Origin of the sequence: Caulobacter ginsengisoli, from assembly GCF_030814835.1 — a bacterium.
In the GTDB taxonomy this organism is placed as follows: Bacteria; Pseudomonadota; Alphaproteobacteria; order Caulobacterales; family Caulobacteraceae; genus Caulobacter; species Caulobacter ginsengisoli.
The window spans coordinates 90367-107066 of sequence record NZ_JAUSVS010000004.1; the positions used below are offsets into that span (position 1 = coordinate 90367).

At 69.1% G+C, this 16700-nt stretch carries 14 protein-coding genes; 7 read left to right on the forward strand and 7 right to left on the reverse strand.

Going from position 1 to position 16700, the window contains the following annotated elements; translation table 11 throughout:
• Entirely contained in the window at positions 1-999 is a 999-nt protein-coding gene (locus QO010_RS12085) for a polysaccharide pyruvyl transferase family protein (protein WP_307349443.1), read from the forward strand.
• The gene (locus QO010_RS12090) at positions 996-2318 is read left to right on the forward strand and encodes a hypothetical protein (RefSeq protein WP_307349444.1); all 1323 of its coding nucleotides are present in this window, start codon (positions 996-998) and stop codon (positions 2316-2318) included. The genes QO010_RS12085 and QO010_RS12090 overlap by 4 nt, the downstream gene beginning before the upstream one ends.
• On the opposite strand, the gene QO010_RS12095 is transcribed toward QO010_RS12090, so the two are convergent.
• The 5 genes from QO010_RS12095 to QO010_RS12115 form a co-directional block, all read right to left on the reverse strand.
• The gene (locus QO010_RS12095) at positions 2308-3243 is read right to left on the reverse strand and encodes a polysaccharide deacetylase family protein (protein ID WP_307349445.1); all 936 of its coding nucleotides are present in this window, start codon (positions 3241-3243) and stop codon (positions 2308-2310) included. The two genes, QO010_RS12090 and QO010_RS12095, sit on opposite strands and share 11 nt — an antisense overlap.
• Positions 3240-4283 carry a GNAT family N-acetyltransferase gene (locus QO010_RS12100; protein WP_307349446.1) on the reverse strand — a complete coding sequence of 348 codons (1044 nt, stop codon included), beginning with the start codon at positions 4281-4283 and terminating at the stop codon, positions 3240-3242. The genes QO010_RS12095 and QO010_RS12100 overlap by 4 nt, the downstream gene beginning before the upstream one ends.
• A gap of 200 nt (positions 4284-4483) precedes the next feature.
• Positions 4484-6382 (reverse strand): sulfate adenylyltransferase subunit CysN, encoded by a 1899-nt coding sequence (gene cysN, locus QO010_RS12105; RefSeq protein WP_307349448.1) that lies wholly within the window; start codon positions 6380-6382, stop codon positions 4484-4486.
• Positions 6382-7311 (reverse strand): sulfate adenylyltransferase subunit CysD, encoded by a 930-nt coding sequence (gene cysD / locus QO010_RS12110; RefSeq protein ID WP_307349830.1) that lies wholly within the window; start codon positions 7309-7311, stop codon positions 6382-6384. Before cysD ends, cysN begins: the two co-directional genes overlap by 1 nt.
• 83 nt (positions 7312-7394) lie before the next feature.
• Positions 7395-8507, reverse strand: a complete 1113-nt coding sequence (locus QO010_RS12115) for an AGE family epimerase/isomerase (protein ID WP_307349449.1) — start codon at positions 8505-8507, stop codon at positions 7395-7397.
• 47 nt (positions 8508-8554) lie between these two features.
• Here QO010_RS12115 and QO010_RS12120 point away from each other — a divergent pair, with 47 nt between their 5' ends.
• From QO010_RS12120 to QO010_RS12130, 3 genes are all read left to right on the forward strand, one after another.
• Positions 8555-9088, forward strand: a complete 534-nt coding sequence (locus QO010_RS12120; RefSeq protein WP_307349451.1) for an HAD family hydrolase — start codon at positions 8555-8557, stop codon at positions 9086-9088.
• Between the two features lie 73 nt (positions 9089-9161).
• Positions 9162-10535 carry a pyridoxal-phosphate dependent enzyme gene (locus tag QO010_RS12125; protein ID WP_307349455.1) on the forward strand — a complete coding sequence of 458 codons (1374 nt, stop codon included), beginning with the start codon at positions 9162-9164 and terminating at the stop codon, positions 10533-10535.
• Positions 10535-11704, forward strand: coding sequence for a cystathionine gamma-synthase (locus QO010_RS12130; protein ID WP_307349457.1), 1170 nt, complete (start codon positions 10535-10537; stop codon positions 11702-11704). The genes QO010_RS12125 and QO010_RS12130 overlap by 1 nt, the downstream gene beginning before the upstream one ends.
• Here QO010_RS12130 and QO010_RS12135 read toward each other — a convergent pair.
• Positions 11637-12533: a mechanosensitive ion channel family protein gene (locus tag QO010_RS12135; protein WP_307349459.1), complete on the reverse strand. Its 897-nt coding sequence runs from the start codon at positions 12531-12533 to the stop codon at positions 11637-11639. The two genes, QO010_RS12130 and QO010_RS12135, sit on opposite strands and share 68 nt — an antisense overlap.
• Before the next feature lie 208 nt (positions 12534-12741).
• Here QO010_RS12135 and QO010_RS12140 point away from each other — a divergent pair, with 208 nt between their 5' ends.
• Positions 12742-13908, forward strand: coding sequence for a DegT/DnrJ/EryC1/StrS family aminotransferase (locus tag QO010_RS12140; protein ID WP_307349461.1), 1167 nt, complete (start codon positions 12742-12744; stop codon positions 13906-13908).
• On the opposite strand, the gene QO010_RS12145 is transcribed toward QO010_RS12140, so the two are convergent.
• Complete coding sequence (locus QO010_RS12145; RefSeq protein ID WP_307349463.1) at positions 13909-15528, reverse strand: cisplatin damage response ATP-dependent DNA ligase; 1620 nt, start codon at positions 15526-15528, stop codon at positions 13909-13911.
• 100 nt (positions 15529-15628) lie between these two features.
• Between QO010_RS12145 and QO010_RS12150 the strand changes: the two genes are divergently transcribed.
• Entirely contained in the window at positions 15629-16663 is a 1035-nt protein-coding gene (locus QO010_RS12150) for a DUF2167 domain-containing protein (protein ID WP_307349465.1), read from the forward strand.
• Positions 16664-16700: the final 37 nt, after the last annotated feature.

The following is a 16700-nucleotide window of genomic DNA, read 5'->3' on the forward strand; positions in this document are numbered from 1 at the left end:
GTGAGCGGGCGGGCCGCCATCCCCATCGTCGTCATCAACGACACCCGCGTCGACCGCCATCACGGCTGCGGGCGGGTGATGCGCACCCTGCTGGATCTGGCCTCCGCCAACGAACTGGAGGTCATCGCCACCGCGCCGGCCCATGCCGACTGGCGGGCCGATCCGGCCTTCATGGCCGCCTTCGAGCGGGCGCGGCTGGTCATCGTCAATGGCGAGGGCACGATCCATCATGACCGTCCGGCTGGGGCGCTGCTGCTGGAAGCGGGCGCCGCGGCGCGAGCGCGGGGCATACCCGCCGCCCTGATCAACGCCTCCTGGCAGACCAATCCGGCGGCGAGCCTCGCCGAATTCGCCCTGATCGCAGCGCGGGAAACCCGCAGCGTCGACGAGATCGCCGAAGCAGGTTTCCGGGCTCGGAGAGTCCCCGATCTGTCGCTCTACGAGACCGTCACCCCCGCGCCTCGCCGGCAGGGAGTCGGCTTTACCGACAGCGTGGTGCGATCGCTGGTCCCGGCCCTGGAATCGGCTCGCCGCCGCGTGCGGGGCGTCCCCGTTCCCATCCAGTATGGCGGCGGCCGGCTGGCCTGGGTGCGTCAGACGCTGGGGCGTCAGGACCTGCTCCACCCCGCCCGGCTGGTGGCCCTGGCCGGGGCGCGCCTGGCCAGCTACGGCGCCCGTTCGGCGGACGACGCCGCCTATATGGACCGTATCGCCGGGCTGGAGATGCTGGTCACCGGCCGTTTCCACGCCGCCACCTTCGCCCTGGCGGCGGGCACGCCGCTGCTGGCCCTGGATTCCAACACCCACAAGATCGCCGCGGTCCTCGAGGACGCCGGCCTCGACCCGGCCCGGCTGATCGGCCCCACCGAGCTGGCGGCCCTGCGCCCGGTCCCTGTCCCCTGGAGCGCCGCCGAGCAGGCCAATCTCGCCGACTATCTCGCCGACGGCCAGCGGGCGACGGCGGCGCTGTTCGCCGACCTGGCGGTTCTGGCCGCATGACTCCCGAGCAGCTCTGGACCCTGGAACTGGACAAGGCAGCGGCGGGGGCCGCCGCCGGCCGCAAGCCGTCCGGCCGTCCGGCGGGCCTGGGCGGGCGCCTGGCGATGTGGCGCGCCGCCCTTCTGGGCGTGCCGGCCTGGCTGATCACCGCCCTGCTGTTCGCCCGCGATCCGCACTGGCCGCCGCCCGGCCCTTGGGCCGCCCTGCACGGCGAGATCGCCAACCGCACCACGCCGCTGCTCGACCTGCTGATCGCCCAGGCCCCGGAGACCCCGATCCTGCTGCTGGGCCGGCCGCAACGCAGCCTGGGCGCCGTCGCCGGCCTGTTCGCCGCCCGGGGCCTGGCCAAACCGCGCCTTTTCCGTCCCTGGAGCCTGGGCGACGCGGTGGCGATCCTGGGTGAATTGATCAGTGTGCTGACCGTCGGCTTCCATGTCGCCGCCGACCGGCCGACCCCTTTGCCGCCGACCCGGGAGATGGTCGCCATCGTCTATCGCCTGGCCCAGGGTCTGGCCTCGCGCCGCTGGACTAAGCGGCAGGGCGGCGGCGCCGGCACGGTGGTGTTCGGCCATACGGGGCTGGCCGACACCAGTCTGCTGGAACTGGGCCTCAAGGCCGCCGGCGCCCGCACCGTCCATTATGTGCATGGCGTCAGCCAGGGCTGGAACTTCACCGGCCTTTCCGATCTCGCCGTCTTCCAGTGCGACAGCGACGCCCGCTGGCACCGCGCCCTGGGCGGCTATGGCAGGACCGCGGCCCTCAAGGCCAAGCCCGCACCCTGCCCCGACGGGACAGGCTGGTTGCTGCTTTCCAACCGCGCTCATCCGATGGATCCCGACTACCAGGCGCGCGGGTTGCGGGCCGAGGTGGCTCTGCTGCGCAGCGTCGCCCGCGCCGCCGACATGGCCGGACAGCCGCGCGCCGGGGTGACCTGGAAGCCGCATCCGGTCCTCTACAGCCTGCCGGCTATCGTCCAGAGTTCGGCCCTGGCGGAGGGCCGGCGGCTGGGCTTCACCCTATGGGACCCCGACAACCGGGATCTGAGCGGCGCCCGCGCCTTCGCGGTGGTCATCACCAGCCCTTCGACCGCCGCCATCGACATGCTGCGCCTGGGCAAGCTGCCGATCGTCTTCGGCGATCCCGGCGACCCGGCCTGCGCGGTCGCCCAGATCCCGGCCCGGGCCAAGGACGCCCCGTCGCTGGCGATAATGGCCGCCGAACTGGCCGATCCTGACCGCTGGCGCGCCCGCTACGACGCCGCCTGGAAGGCCGTGGGGCCGGGGCGCAAGCCGGACTGGGCCGACCTGATCAAGCCTTGAGCAGCGCGTCGCGCCGCGCCTCACAGGCGACGACGTGGCCCGGCGCGATGGCGCGGCAGTAGCCGTCCTGGGTCAGCACCTGACAGGCGCCGGCGTCCCGCGCCCGCGCCGCCGCCTCGACGACGCCACGCAGCACCAGCAGGGTTTCCGGCGCGGTGGCGAGGTTCTCCGGGTGGGTCCAGTAGTGGACGACGCCATCGGTTCGCGCCGCCGTGGCCAGCATCTGCCGGGCCCGTTCGACGCTGAGCGAGACCGGCACGGCCCGGCGCGCGCCGCTGCGCCAGTTGACGAAATAGCCGGGCGGGATGCGCAGCGGCCGGCTGGCTTCCAGATCGCTGTCCGGCGGGCTCCAGAGATTGAACTCCGACAGTAGCCGCAAGGCGCGGGAGCCGGAGGGCCGCTCCTCACGCAGGCCCGCCAGGCCGAACTCGTCCAGCACCGCCTCGTGCGCCTGGGCGTTGCGCGGATAGATCCAGGTGGTCAGGTCACGGAGCATCGGCGCCCTGGCCTGGTAGAGCAGGGCCATCTCGGCCCGCGCCCCGGCCTCGTCCAGCTGGTCCCAGGGGGTGTGGGTGACGCCGTGCAGGCCAATCTCGTGCCTGGTCCTGGCGGCCTGCACGGCCTCCAATGCCCAGTCTCCGGTCCAGCCCTGCCGACTGCCGTCCAAGGCGTCGGCGAGGGCGGGGGCCACATAGGCGCCCTTCAGGTCTGGCCGCAGGTCGGCGAGGGCCTGGGCGCTCAGCGAGAAACAGCCGACGAAGGCGAAGGTGGCCGGCAGGTCGAACTCGTCCAGCAGGGCGATGATGTCGCCATAGGCCTGGCGCAGCCGCGCGTCCGACAGGCCGGCGTGATCGGCGGGGGTCAGGTGGTCGGCCACGCCCCACTTGCCCTCGCAGTCCAGCGACAGGATGAACCGGGCGGTCACAGCGTGTCCGAGTCCAGGTAGCTGAGATACCAGGCCTCGGGCCCGACGGTCGCGGCGACGCCATCGGCCGACAGGGCGCGGACGCCGAAATGCAGGTGGATGGGCCGCAGGGCCTCGGGCATGGGCAGGAAGCCGAGGCGCCGGAAGACCGGCCAGCTGGGGCTGTGCGGGGCGCACCAGGCGAGGGCCGCGTCGGCGCCCTGGGATCGCATGTCGGCCAGGGCGTCGGTCAGCAGCAGCTGCAGGTCGTGGCGGCTGTCGGGCCGGCAGAGGGCTTCCATCACCGAGCCGATGACCCCGCCCTGGCGCTCGCCGATGTGGGTGGTGACGAAGGTCTTCAGGTCGTTGTGCTCGCCGAAGATCCCGCGGGTTTTGTAGCTGGCGGCCGGGTGGTCGAAGATGCGCCAGTTCAGATAGTCGTGGGTGCGGTCCAGGCCGCAGTAGAGGCCGGCGGAGAAGGCGTTCCACAGCGGGTCGGCGCGCTCGTCGAAGCGCTCGATGTCGCGGATATCGGCGCGGGGCCGTCCGACTACGGAGAGGGGCAGGTTCAGGAAACCCGCCCAGTCGCCCAGGACCTTGCGGGCGAAGTAGCCGGACCGCAGCGGCTTGATGACGAAGGGCGGACTGCCCAGCCGCTCCCAGCCCAGCCTGTTGAAGAACCCCGGCGCGGAATTGTCGTTGGGAAAGCCGTAGAAGACCGTGCCGCCGATGCGGTCCTGGGCGTCGTAGAAGGCCTGCACCAGCCGGGTGAAGACACCCTTCCCCCGCGCCGCCGGGGTGACGATGGTATCCATCGACTGATAGGCCGGGACCCTGACCCCGCCCAGCTTGGCGCGGCCGGGGGCGAAGCCGTTCATGCCGACGATCTCGCCGGTCGCGGTGTCTCGCGCCAGCGCCACCCAGCCCTGGCCGGCCGGGGAATCGCGAAACTTCCAGTTCAGCTTGCCCGCCTCGATCGCCTCGGCCTGTTCCGGCAGCAGGGCCAGATAGGCCGCGCGCACCTCGTCGTCGAACGGCCGGACCTCGTAGGCGATCTCCATGCCTTAGGCTTAGGGGGTTTTCGCGCCGGTTTGAACCGAAAGAACCCTTCCTCCTCGATGGAGGAAGGGCAGGGTTGGTGGTGCGCGCTCGGTGTCTGGGCGAAAGGCGTGGGTGGGCTCATGCGCCCACCAGCGTTCCTCCGGAAACGCACTGCCACCACCACCATCCCCAACCCTTCCTCCATCGAGGAGGAAGGGAGTTACGGGGCCTTGCCTTCCAGCCACTGCACGATCCGCTCGGCGGCTTCCACAGCCGTCAGCTTCGAGGTGTCGACCACGATCTCGGCATGCTCCGGCGGCTCATAGGGGCTGTCGACGCCGGTGAAGTTCTTCAGCTCGCCGGCCCGGGCCTTCTTGTAGAGGCCCTTGACGTCGCGCTGCTCGGCCACGGCCAGTGGGGTGTCCACATAGACCTCGACGAACTCGCCCTCGCCCATCAGCTCGCGGGCCATGCGGCGTTCGGCGCGGAAGGGGGAGATGAAGGCGGTCAGCACGATCAGGCCGGCATCGACCATCAACTTGGCGACCTCGGCCACCCGGCGGATGTTCTCGACCCGGTCCTCCTCGGTGAAGCCGAGGTTCTTGTTGAGGCCGTGGCGGACGTTGTCGCCGTCCAGCAGGTAGGTGTGGCGGCCCAGCGCGTGGAGGCGCTTCTCGACAAGGTTGGCGACGGTCGACTTGCCGGCGCCGGACAGGCCGGTGAACCAGACGATGCGGCCCGTCTGGTTCTTCTGGGCGGCGCGGGCGGTCTTGTCGACGTCGGTGGCCTGCCAGTGGATGTTCTGGCTGCGGCGCAGGGCGAACTTGATCATCCCGGCGGCGACGGTGGCGTTGCTGATCCGGTCGATCAGGATGAAGCCGCCCAGGTCCTTGTCGGCGGTGTAGGCCTCGAAGGCGATGGCGTGGTCCAGGGCGATGTTGCAGATGGCGATCTCGTTGAGATCCAGCGTCTTGCCGGCGATGTGCTCCAGCGTGTTGACGTTGATCTTGTGCTTGATCTCGGTGACCTGGGCCCCGACCAGCTTGCTGCCCAGCTTCAGCAGATAGGGCCGGCCCGGGAACAGCTGCTCCTCGGCCATCCAGACCAGGGTGGTCTCGAACTGGTCGGCGACCTCCGGCGGGGCGTCGGCGACGCTCAGGACGTCGCCGCGCGAGATGTCGATCTCGTCCTTGAGGGTGATGGTCACCGACTGGCCGGCGACGGCTTCGTCCAGGTCGCCGTCGTAGGTGACGATGCGCGAGACGCTCGAGGTGCGGCCCGAGGGCAGGGCGCGGACGGCGTCGCCGGGCTTGACCGTGCCGGAGCTGATCAGGCCCGAGAAGCCGCGGAAGTCGAGGTCGGGGCGGTTGACCCACTGCACCGGCATGCGGAAGGGGCCGCGGCGCAGGCGATCCTCGTCCAGCTCCACTGTCTCTAAGTGGTGCATCAGCGTGGGGCCGTCGTACCAGGGGCTGTGCTCGCCCAGGCTGGCGATGTTGTCGCCCTTCAGGCCCGAGATCGGGATGGCCAGCACGTCCCCCAGGCCGATCTCGGCGGCGAAGGCGCGATAGTCGGCGACGATGCGGTCGTAGGTCGCGTGATCCCAGCCGATCAGGTCCATCTTGTTGACCGCCAGCACCACCTTGCCGATGCCCAGCAGCGACACCAGGAAGCTGTGGCGGCGGGTCTGGGTCAGCACCCCCTTGCGGGCGTCGATCAGGATGACGGCGAGGTCCGCGGTCGAGGCGCCGGTGACCATGTTGCGGGTGTACTGCTCATGGCCGGGGGTGTCGGCGACGATGAACTTGCGCTTGTCGGTCGAGAAGAAGCGGTAGGCGACGTCGATGGTGATTCCCTGCTCGCGCTCGGCGGCCAGGCCGTCGACCAAGAGGGCGAAGTCGATCTCGCCGCCCTGCGTGCCCACCTTCTTGGAGTCGGCCTCGAGGGCCGCCATCTGGTCCTCGAAGATCATCTTGCTGTCATAGAGCAGCCGGCCGATCAGGGTCGATTTGCCGTCATCGACGCTGCCGCAGGTGATGAAACGCAGCAGGCTCTTGTGCTGGTGGGACTCGAGATAGGCGTCGATGTCGGTTTCGATGAGGTCGGAAACATGGGCCATCAGAAATAGCCCTCCTGCTTCTTCTTCTCCATCGAGGCGGCCTGGTCGTGGTCGATCATCCGGCCCTGGCGTTCAGAGGTGGTGGTCAGCAGCATCTCCTGGATCACTTCGGTCAGGGTCGCCGCATCGCTCTCGACCGCGCCGCTGAGCGGATAGCAGCCCAGGGTGCGGAAGCGCACCTTGCGCATCTGCGGGACCTCGCCGGGGTGCAGCCGCATGCGGTCGTCATCGACCATGATCAGCGTGCCGTCCCGCTCGACCACCGGCCGCTCGGCGGCGAAGTAGAGGGGGACAATCGGGATCTTCTCCAGGTGGATGTATTGCCAGATGTCCAGCTCGGTCCAGTTGGAGATCGGGAAGATGCGGATGCTTTCGCCCGGCGCCTTGCGGCTGTTGTAGAGCTTCCAGAGCTCCGGCCGCTGGTTCTTGGGGTCCCAGCGCTGGTTGGCCGAGCGGAAGGAGAAGATGCGCTCCTTGGCCCGGCTCTTTTCCTCGTCGCGGCGGGCGCCGCCGAAGGCCGCGTCGAAGCCGTACTTGTCCAGCGCCTGTTTCAGCCCCTCGGTCTTCCACATGTCCGTATGCAGAGCGCTGCCGTGGTCGAAGGGGTTGATGCCGCGCGCCTCGGCCTCGGGGTTCTTGTAGACGATCAGCTCGAAACCGAGCTCGCGGGCCATGCGCTCGCGCATCTCGTACATGGCCTGGAACTTCCAGGTGGTGTCGACATGCAGCAGCGGGAACGGCGGCTTGGACGGGAAGAAGGCCTTGGCGGCCAGGTGCAGCATCACCGCGCTGTCCTTGCCGATCGAATAGAGCATCACCGGGCGTTCGCACTCGGCGGCCACCTCGCGCATGATGTGGATGCTCTCGGCCTCCAGGCGCTGCAGGTGGGTCAGGCGGTCGGGACTGATGTCCAAGATGGTCTCACAAATTCTGGGGCGAGCTAGCGGCTGGACTTATGGGACGGCGCCCGGCGGCGCAAGGCAAGCGGCTGTCAGTTATCCTGTGGGCGCGATCAGCCAACCGCATCGTCCAGGGCCAGGATGGCGCTGACGATGTGGTAGAGCGAGCTGGCCGGGGCCGGCTCCTCGACGAAGGCGCCATCGGCCAGCCTGCGGTCGCGCCAGAGGCCCAGAACCGGCGTGTCGAGATAGGCCATCAGGCCCCGCGCCCCGGCGGCCGCGCCCTGCCAGTGGGCGGCCTCGCCGGTCATGGCGGCGGCCACGGCATGGGCGTGGAGGCGCTCGGTCTGCGGCCACAGGCGGGCCTCCAGGTCCAGCGGCGTCAGGTCCGGCTGCATCAGGTTGAAGACGACATTGCGGGCCGGATCGACCCCATGGGTCTCGCCGATGGCGATCAGCCTGAGGGCCGGGGCCACCGCGTCGGCGCGGCCGAGCAGGCGGGCGAATTTCAGCAGCAGCCAGCCCCATTCGAACTGGTGGCCACAGTCGAGGGGCGATCCGGCGGCCGGGCGCCAGTCGTCGTCGCGGAATTCGGCGAGGGCGCCGCTGGCCGGGTCGATCAGATGGGTGAGGGCGATGTCGCCCAGGCTGCTCGCCAGGCCTCGCCAGGCCGGGCCGCCGCCGGCTTCGAGCCAGGCCAGCGAGGCCTCGAAAAGGTGCATGTGGGGGTTGGCGTCCAGCGGCGGGTGGCGCGTGTCGTCGAGATAGAAGCCGCCGCCGGCCTTGCCCTGCCGCGCCGTCAGGCTGTCCAGCAGCTTCAGCGCCGGCGCCTCCCGTCCCGCCACGGCCAGGGCCAGCAGGGCGAAGGCCTGTTCATAGAGGGCGGGCGTGTCGTCCAGCACTGTCCCGTCGGCGGCGATCAGGATGCGGACCAGGCCGTCGGAACGCAGGAAGCCGTGGGGGTCCATCAGCCGGTGCAGGGCCTGCTCGGCCCGGCGGGCCGAGGGGCCAGTCCAGCCCAGCCGGGCGGCCTGGTCGAACACATAGACCTGGCGAGCGGTGACGCGGGCCCGGCGCGGCGCCTCGACCGGCGCGCCGTCCATGCCGATCTTTTCATAGAAGCCGCCGTGGTCATCGACCCCGACCTCGGCCCACAGCGGCAGGGCGGCCTGCAGCAGCCAGTCCTTCAATTGATCGCGAAGAGCGATGATTTCAGCGGGCGCCATGGCTTCCGCTTCTAGGCGAAGGCCATGCCGAGGGCTACCTATTGCACATGACCGCCGCCGACCGCCGCTACGCCGTGCTGTTCGATCGCGATGGCGTGCTCAATGTCGACCACGGCTATGCCCACCGCCCCGATCAGCTGGAATGGATCGACGGGGCCAAGGCCGCCGTCGCGGCGCTGAACCGCGCGGGGGTGCTGGTGCTGGTGGTCACCAACCAGTCGGGCGTGGCGCGGGGCTATTATGGCGAGGCCGATGTCGACGGCTTCCACGCCGCCATGCAGGAAGACCTGGCCGGCGAGGGCGCGCAAATCGACGGCTTCTACATCTGTCCCTATCTGGCCGACGCGCCGGTCGAGCAGTACCGCCATCCCGACCATCCCGACCGCAAGCCCAATCCCGGCATGCTGGTCCGGGCGCTCCAAGACTTCGCGGTCGAGCCCGCAAACGCCCTGATGATCGGCGACCGCGAGAGCGACATGCAGGCCGCCGCCGCCGCCGGCGTGGCCGGCCACCGCTTCCATGGCGGCGACCTGGCGGCCTTCCTGGAACGCATCCTGGCGGGAACGGATTTCCCACGCTGAACCCCGTCCCGCCTTCCGCCTTGCCCCGATACGCGTTAGAGCCGGGCCAAACATTTCCCTAGCGTGAGCCATCATGAACGACCTGCCCAAGGCCGCCCATTCGGCCCTCGACCTGATCGGGCGCACGCCCATGGTCGAGGTCACCCATATCGACACCGGCCCCTGCCGCCTGTTCCTCAAGCTGGAAAACCAGAACCCCGGCGGCTCGATCAAGGACCGCATCGCCCGCTCGATGATCGACGCGGCCGAGAAGGACGGCACGCTGAAGCCCGGCGGCACGATCATCGAGGCCACCGCCGGCAACACCGGCCTGGGCCTGGCCCAGGTGGCGACCGTCAAGGGCTATAAGCTGATCCTGATCGTCCCCGACAAGATGGCGCGGGAGAAGATCCTGCACCTGCGGGCCATGGGCGTGGACGTGCGCATCACGCGCTCGGACGTCGGCAAGGGCCACCCGGAATACTATCAGGACATGGCCCAGACCATCGCCCAGAAGACCGGGGCCTTCTTCGTCAACCAGTTCGAAAACCCGGCCAACCCGGCCGCCCACTACGCCACCACGGGCCCGGAAATCCTCGACCAGATGGATGGCGACATCGACGCCATGGTGGTCGGCGTCGGCTCGGGCGGCACGCTGACGGGCCTGGGCCGCTACTTCAAGGAAGCCTCGCCCAAGACCCAGATGATCCTGGCCGACCCCAAGGGTTCGATCCTCTACGACTACGTCAACACCGGGACCTACGGCGAGGCGGGCAGCTGGATCGTCGAGGGCATCGGCGAGGACTTCATTCCTGTGAACGCCCAGATGGACCTGGTGTCCAAGGCCTATGAGATCACCGACCGCGAGAGCGTAGAGACGGCCCGCGAGCTCTTGCAAAAGGAAGGCATCCTGGCCGGCTCCTCGTCGGGGACCCTGCTGGCCGCGGCCCTGAAATACTGCCGCGCCCAGACCGAGCCCAAGCGGGTGGTCAGCCTGGTCTGCGACACCGGCGCCAAATACCTGACCAAGATGTTCAACGACATGTGGGTCGCCGCCCACGGCTTCGAGGACCGCACCACCCACAACGACCTGCGCGACCTGATCGCCAAGCGCTACGCCGAGGGCGGGGTGATCGTCATCGGGCCGGACGACACCCTGCTGACCGCCTACAACCGCATGCGCAGCGCCGACATCAGCCAGCTGCCGGTGGTCGACCACGGCAAGCTGGTCGGCATTCTCGACGAGAGCGACGTGCTGAACGCCCTGGCCAAGAGCGAGGATGGCCTCAGCTCCAAGGTCGGCTCGGCGATGACCGCCCGCGTCCACACCCTGCAAAGCCACCTGCCGATCGACAGCCTCAATCCCGTCTTCGAGCGCGACGAGGTGGCCGTGGTCATGGACGGCGAGGAGCTGCTGGGCCTGATCACCCGGGTCGACCTGATCAACCACCTGCGGCGGACCGCCTGATGAGCTCAACCGACGGCAAGAACCGCCTGGCCTTCGCCACCCGCACCATCCATGGCGGCCAGCAGCACGACCCGACCACCGGGGCGGTGATGGTCCCCATCTACGCCACCTCGACCTACGCCCAGGAGAGCCCGGGCGTGCACAAGGGCTTCGAATACGCCCGCAGCCAGAATCCCACCCGCTTCGCCTTCGAGCGCTGCGTGGCCGATCTGGAGAGCGGGACCCAGGCCTTCGCGTTCGCCTCCGGGCTGGCGGCGGCCGCGACCATTATGGAGACGCTGGACAGCGGCGCCCATGTCATCGCCAGCGACGACCTCTACGGCGGCAGCTACCGGCTGTTCGAGCGGGTAAAGCGGCGCTCGGCGGGCCTGGACTTCACCTTCATCGACATGAGCGACGTGGCGGCCATCGAGGCGGCCATCAAGCCAAACACCCGCATGCTGTGGGTCGAGACCCCCACCAATCCGACCCTGCGGCTGGTCGACCTGGCCGCCGTCGCGGACCTCGCCAAGCGCCGGGGCCTGGTCTCGGTGGCCGATAACACCTTCGCCAGCCCCTTCGTGCAGCGGCCGCTGGAGCATGGTTTCGACCTGGTGCTGCATTCCACCACCAAATACCTCAACGGCCATTCGGACATGGTCGGCGGCGTGGTGGCGGTCGGCGACAACGCCGAGCTCGCCACCCAGATGAAGTTCCTGCAGAACGCTGTCGGCGCCATCTCCGGGCCGTTCGACAGCTTCCTGGCCCTGCGCGGTCTCAAGACCCTGGCCCTGCGCATGGAGCGTCACTGCCAGAGCGCCCTTCGCATCGCCACCTGGCTGGAAGGCCGGCCGGAAGTGCGCCGGGTCATCTATCCGGGCCTGGCCAGCCATCCGCAGCACGACCTCGCCAAACGCCAGATGAGCGGGTTTGGCGGCATCATCTCGGTGGACCTGAACCGCGACCTGGCCGGGACCCGGCGGGTGTTGGAGCGCACCCAACTCTTCACCCTGGCCGAGTCGCTGGGCGGGGTGGAGAGCCTGATCGAGCATCCGGCCATCATGACCCACGCCTCCATCCCGCCCGACCAGCGGGCGGCGATCGGCATCACCGATTCCCTGGTCAGGCTGTCCGTCGGGATCGAGGATTGCGATGACCTTCTGGCCGATCTGGAACAGGCTCTGGCCTGATCTCCGGTTTGGCGGCCGCAAGTTCGCGGACAGCCAGCATCACGTCGGCCGACAGGGCGGTCTTGTCCTGGCGGCCGGCCCAGAGCTTGGCGGTCAGCTCGACATTGTCCTTGTCCATGCCGGTGACCTCCAGCCGAGGCTCGGGCGTCTTGTCGATACGCTCATCGGCCTCGAAGCGGCCGATCAGCCCCTTCATCAGCGGCGGCAGGTCGGTGTCGACCGGCAGCTTGAACAGCAGGTCCAGCCGCACCCGGCCATGGGCGCTGTGGTTGACGATGACGTCGCCGAACACCTTGCCGTTGGGGATCAGCACCTTGAGGTTGGAGTCGGTGGCCAGCTCGGTGAAGAACAGGTCCAGCGCCCGCACCGTGCCCTTCTTGCCGGCGCTCTCGATGGTGTCGCCCACCCGGTAGGGCCGGAACAGCAGGATCATGATTCCCGCCGCCATGTTGGCCAGCGCGCCTTGCAGGGCCAGGCCGATGGCCAGGGAGGCGGCGCCCAGCACCGCCAGGATCGAGGCGGTCTTGACGCCCAGCTGCTGCAGCACCGCCACCAGGCCGATGATGATCACCACATAGCGGACCAGCGAGGAGAAGAAGCCAGTCACCGTCGGGTCGGTGGGGTGGCGGGCGTTGAGGCGGTTGAAGCCGCCGCGCACCAGGCTGGATGACCAGCCGGCGGCCCAGAAGGTGCCGACGAGGATAATGCCGGCCACCAGCAGATCGACGCCGAACTGGCTGGCCTTGTCGATGAAGCCGGCGGCGACCAGGCCGCGGGTGTCGGCATGGGGGATGAGGCGCGAAACAGCGCTGAGATCGATAGACGGCATGAGTTTCCCGGCGTGGCGCCCCATTCGGGAACGAGGTCCGCGCAAGCTTGTTCCGCATTTTTGTGCGAGCACGTCCGGGCGGCGGAACCGCAAACACTTCCGCCTGACGTGCTCGGCAGGGCTGTCCCGCCGAAGCGAATTGCGGGAAACATCCGGTTACAGGGTTTGTGTCGCCGCTGACCGCCCACCGCCTTAAGAGGCCGGCCCCATGAGCCAGAACATCGCCTTCATCGACCTCGCCGCCCAGCAGCGGCGCATCCGGGGCAGGATCGACGCCGCCATCGCCCGGGTTCTCGACCACGGCGGTTATGTCATGGGTCCCGAGGTCCGCGCCTTCGAGGAACAGCTCGCCGCCTTCGGCCAGGCCAAGCGTTCGCTCTCCTGCGCCAACGGCACCGACGCCATCGCCTTGCCGCTGATGGCCTGGGGCGTGGGCGAGGGCGACGCGGTCTTCTGCCCGTCCTTCACCTTCACCGCCACGCCGGAAGTCGTGCCGTGGACCGGGGCGACGCCGGTGTTCGTCGACGTGCTGGCCGACACCTACAACATTGACCCCGACAGGCTTGAAGCCGCCATCGAAGGCGTTAAGGCCGACGGCAAGCTCAAGCCCGCCGTGGTCATCGCCGTCGACCTGTTCGGCCAACCGGCCGATTATCCGCGTCTGCGGGCCATCTGCGACAAGCATGGCCTGAAGCTGATCTCGGACTCGGCGCAAGGATTTGGCTGCACCCTGAACGGCCAGCACCCGATCCATTGGGCGGACGTCACCACCACCAGCTTCTTCCCGGCCAAGCCGTTGGGCTGCTACGGCGACGGCGGGGCGGTGATCTGCAAGGACGACGGCCTCTGGGACCTGATGGACAGCTACCGCGTCCATGGCAAGGCGGTCGCCGCCGACCTCAACGGCCGCGCCTTCGAGCACGAGTCCAAGTATCTCAACGCCCGCATCGGCATGAACAGCCGCCTGGACACCATCCAGGCCGCCATCCTGATCGAGAAGCTGGCCATCTTCACCGAAGAGATAGCCCTGCGCCAACGCGTCGCCGGCCGCTACGCCGAGGGTCTGGCCGGGTCGGTGAAGGTCGTGCCGGCGGTGATCGAAGGCGGCGTCTCGGTCTGGGCCCAGTACGTCATCCAGCACAACGACCGCGACGGCCTGGCCGCCCATCTGAAAACCCAGGGCGTCCCCACCGCCGTCTACTATCCGGTGCCCATGCACCAGCAGGAACCCTACGCCCACTTCCCGCAGGGCGCCGGCGGCCTGCCGGTCACCGAGGCCCTGGCCGGGACCGTGCTGGCCTTGCCGATGCACAGCTACATGGACGAGGTCACCCAGGACCGCATCATCGCGGCGGTGAAGGGGTTCAACGGGTAGCTAGTCCAGCATCCGCTCCAAGGTCGCCAATTCATCCGCCTCCCGAGACGGCTTGTCCCAGCGTATCCGGCTGATCCTGGGAAACCGCATCGCCACCCCGCTCTTGTGGCGGGTCGAGCGCTGCAACCCCTCGAACGCCACCTCCAGCACCAGGCCGAAGTCCTGGTCGGCGCGGACCGATCTCACCGGGCCGAAGCGTTCGATGGTGTGGTCGCGGACGAACTTGTCGAGCAGCTTCAGCTCCTCGTCGGTGAAGCCGAAATAGGCCTTGCCGACCGGGGTGAGCGAGCGGTGGCCCTCGGCGTCCTCGCGCCAGACGCCGAAGGTGTAGTCGCTGTAGAAGCTGGAGCGTTTGCCGTGGCCGCGCTGGGCGTACATCAGCACCGCGTCGATCAGGTGCGGATCGCGCTTCCACTTGAACCAGGGACCCTTGGGCCGGCCGGCCTCGTAGGGGCTGTCCCAGCGCTTGAGCATCAGGCCTTCGGAGAGGGCAGGATCCCCGGGGGGCGGGTTGGCGCGCAGGGCGGTAAGTTCCTCCCAGGTCTCGAAGGGCTGCATGGGCGAGAGGTCGATGCGGGGCGTGGCCAGTTTTGCGACGAAGGCTTCCAGGCGCTGGCGGCGGTCGGCGAAGGGGAGGGCGCGCAGGTCGGTTTCGCCGTCGAGCAGCAGGTCATAGGCGCGGATGCCGGCGGGGTAGGCGGCGAGCAGTTTCGCATCGACCGTCTTGCGGTTCAGCCGCTGCTGCAGGTCGCCGAACGGGGCCAGGGCGCCGTCGCGCAGCACCAACAGCTCGCCATCCAGGGCGCCTTCGAAGTCCAGCGCCGCCAGAACGTCGGGAAAGGCGCCGGAGATGTCGTCGCCGGTGCGGGTGTAGAGGCGGCGCTGGCCGCGCTCGCTGACCGCCTGGATGCGGATGCCGTCCCACTTCCACTCGGCGGCGTAGGCGGCGGGGTCGAGCCGGGCGAAATCGACGTCCTCGTCGATGGCCTGGGCCAGCATCACCGAGCGGAAACGGCCCGGATTGTCGGCGCTGGGGGCCTCCGAACGGCCCTCCAGCCAGGCGAACAGGTCCTCGTAGGGTGGTTTGAGCGCGTGCCAAACCTCCTCGATGTCGCTGACCGGGATAGTCAAGCCCTTGGCCGTGGCGAGGTCGGAGCAGGCCTGCTTGGCCAGCCGGGTGGAGAAGCCCACCCGCAGGCCGCCGGTCAGCAGCTTGAGCAGGGCCCAGCGGCCGTCGGCGTCCAGGGCGTCCAGCCAGCGCTCGATATGGCCCTGGACCGAGGCCCGGGCGGTGGTGCGCAGGGTCTCGATGACTTCCGACAGTTCCGGCTCGCGGTTGGCGCCGGGCGCGGCGGGCCAGACCAGGGCCACGGTCTCGGCCAGGTCGCCGACGAAATCGTAGGACCAGCGGAACAGGATGGGGTCCAGCCGGGCCTCCGCCGCCTTGCGAATGGCGGCCGGCTTGGCCTCGGCGAAGGTCAACTCGCCGGTCAGGGCCGCCAGCGCCCAGCCCCGGTCGGGGTCGGGCGTCTCGCTCAGGAAGTCCCGCACCAGGGTCAGCTTGGCGTTGCGCGAGCCGGTCAGGGCCAGGCGGTCAAGCAGGTGGGCGAAGGCGCGCATGCGGCATCATAACAGCTGATCGCCGCGCAGGTTCAGGTGGCGGTCCTGTTCCCTCGCCGCTAGGGTCGTCGCGGGGTTGTTCTGGTTCTGGGGGTTTTCAATGTCGCGTTTGTTTCGGACCGTCGCGTTGGCGGCGGGATTGGCCGTGCTGTTGGCATGGATCGGCCCGGCCGCGCCGGCCCTGGCCCAGGGCGCGCCGCCCGCCGTCGCGCCGGCCCAGCCCGACTACAGCTGGCAGGACAGCCTCAAGCGCCAGACGGGCCGCATTGCGCTGCCGGACGGCAAGGCCAGCCTCGATCTGGGGGACGACTACTATTTCATTGGCAAGGACGACGCGCGCAAGGTGCTGGTCGACGGCTGGGGCAATCCGCCGAACGCGGTGGACGGCGTCATGGGGATGATCTTTCCCAAGCGGTTCAAGCCGATGGACGAAGGCTCCTGGGGCGCGGTGATCACCTTCGATCCGGTGGGCTATGTGTCGGACAAGGACGCCCGCACCGCCGACTACGCCAAGATTCTCGAAGACATCAAAAGCGCTGACGCGGCCGACAACGTCGAACGCAAAAAGCAGGGCTTCCCGGAGATCAACGTGGTCGGCTGGGCCGAGCCGCCGAAGTATCTTCCCGACGGCCATGTGGTGATCTGGGCCCGCGATCTGATTTCCAGCGCCAGCCAGAATCACTCGCTGAACTATGACATCCGCGTGCTGGGCCGCGAGGGTGTGCTGAGCCTCAACGTGGTGGCGGCGATGGACGACCTGGCCAACGTGCGCGACGCGGCGGACGGCATCGCCCGCACCGCCGTCTTCGACCAGGGCCAGCAATACGCCGACTACAAGGAGGGCGTCGACAAGGCGGCCGGGTTCGGCATCGCCGGGCTGGTCGCCGCCGGCGCGGGCGTGGCGGTGGCCAAGAAGGCCGGGCTGCTGGGCCTGATCCTGCTGTTCGGCAAGAAGTTCCTTGTGCTGATCCTGGCCTTCTTCGGCGGCGCGGTGGCCTGGCTGCGGCGGCTGGTCGGCCTCAAGCCCAAGGCGCCGGCGGTCAGGCCGGCCCCGGCCGACTTCTCCGAGCCCCTCGCCTCGCCCTCGGCCAATCCGATCGAGGGTGGATCCAAGGGCGGCGACCTGATCAGCTGACGAGGTCGGCCGCCGCTCCCGGCCCGGATCGCCGCGC

What these genes read in the sequence shown, in the direction of transcription:
- QO010_RS12115 (WP_307349449.1), bottom strand. Translation starts at nt 8,507, where the DNA reads ATGGCGCCCGCTGAAATCATCGCTCTTCGCGATCAATTGAAGGACTGG.
- QO010_RS12120 (WP_307349451.1), top strand. Translation starts at nt 8,555, where the DNA reads ATGACCGCCGCCGACCGCCGCTACGCCGTGCTGTTCGATCGCGATGGC.
- QO010_RS12140 (WP_307349461.1), top strand. Translation starts at nt 12,742, where the DNA reads ATGAGCCAGAACATCGCCTTCATCGACCTCGCCGCCCAGCAGCGGCGC.
- QO010_RS12125 (WP_307349455.1), top strand. Translation starts at nt 9,162, where the DNA reads ATGAACGACCTGCCCAAGGCCGCCCATTCGGCCCTCGACCTGATCGGG.
- QO010_RS12135 (WP_307349459.1), bottom strand. Translation starts at nt 12,533, where the DNA reads ATGCCGTCTATCGATCTCAGCGCTGTTTCGCGCCTCATCCCCCATGCC.
- cysN (WP_307349448.1), bottom strand. Translation starts at nt 6,382, where the DNA reads ATGGCCCATGTTTCCGACCTCATCGAAACCGACATCGACGCCTATCTC.
- QO010_RS12145 (WP_307349463.1), bottom strand. Translation starts at nt 15,528, where the DNA reads ATGCGCGCCTTCGCCCACCTGCTTGACCGCCTGGCCCTGACCGGCTCG.
- QO010_RS12090 (WP_307349444.1), top strand. Translation starts at nt 996, where the DNA reads ATGACTCCCGAGCAGCTCTGGACCCTGGAACTGGACAAGGCAGCGGCG.
- QO010_RS12150 (WP_307349465.1), top strand. Translation starts at nt 15,629, where the DNA reads ATGTCGCGTTTGTTTCGGACCGTCGCGTTGGCGGCGGGATTGGCCGTG.
- QO010_RS12100 (WP_307349446.1), bottom strand. Translation starts at nt 4,283, where the DNA reads ATGGAGATCGCCTACGAGGTCCGGCCGTTCGACGACGAGGTGCGCGCG.
- QO010_RS12130 (WP_307349457.1), top strand. Translation starts at nt 10,535, where the DNA reads ATGAGCTCAACCGACGGCAAGAACCGCCTGGCCTTCGCCACCCGCACC.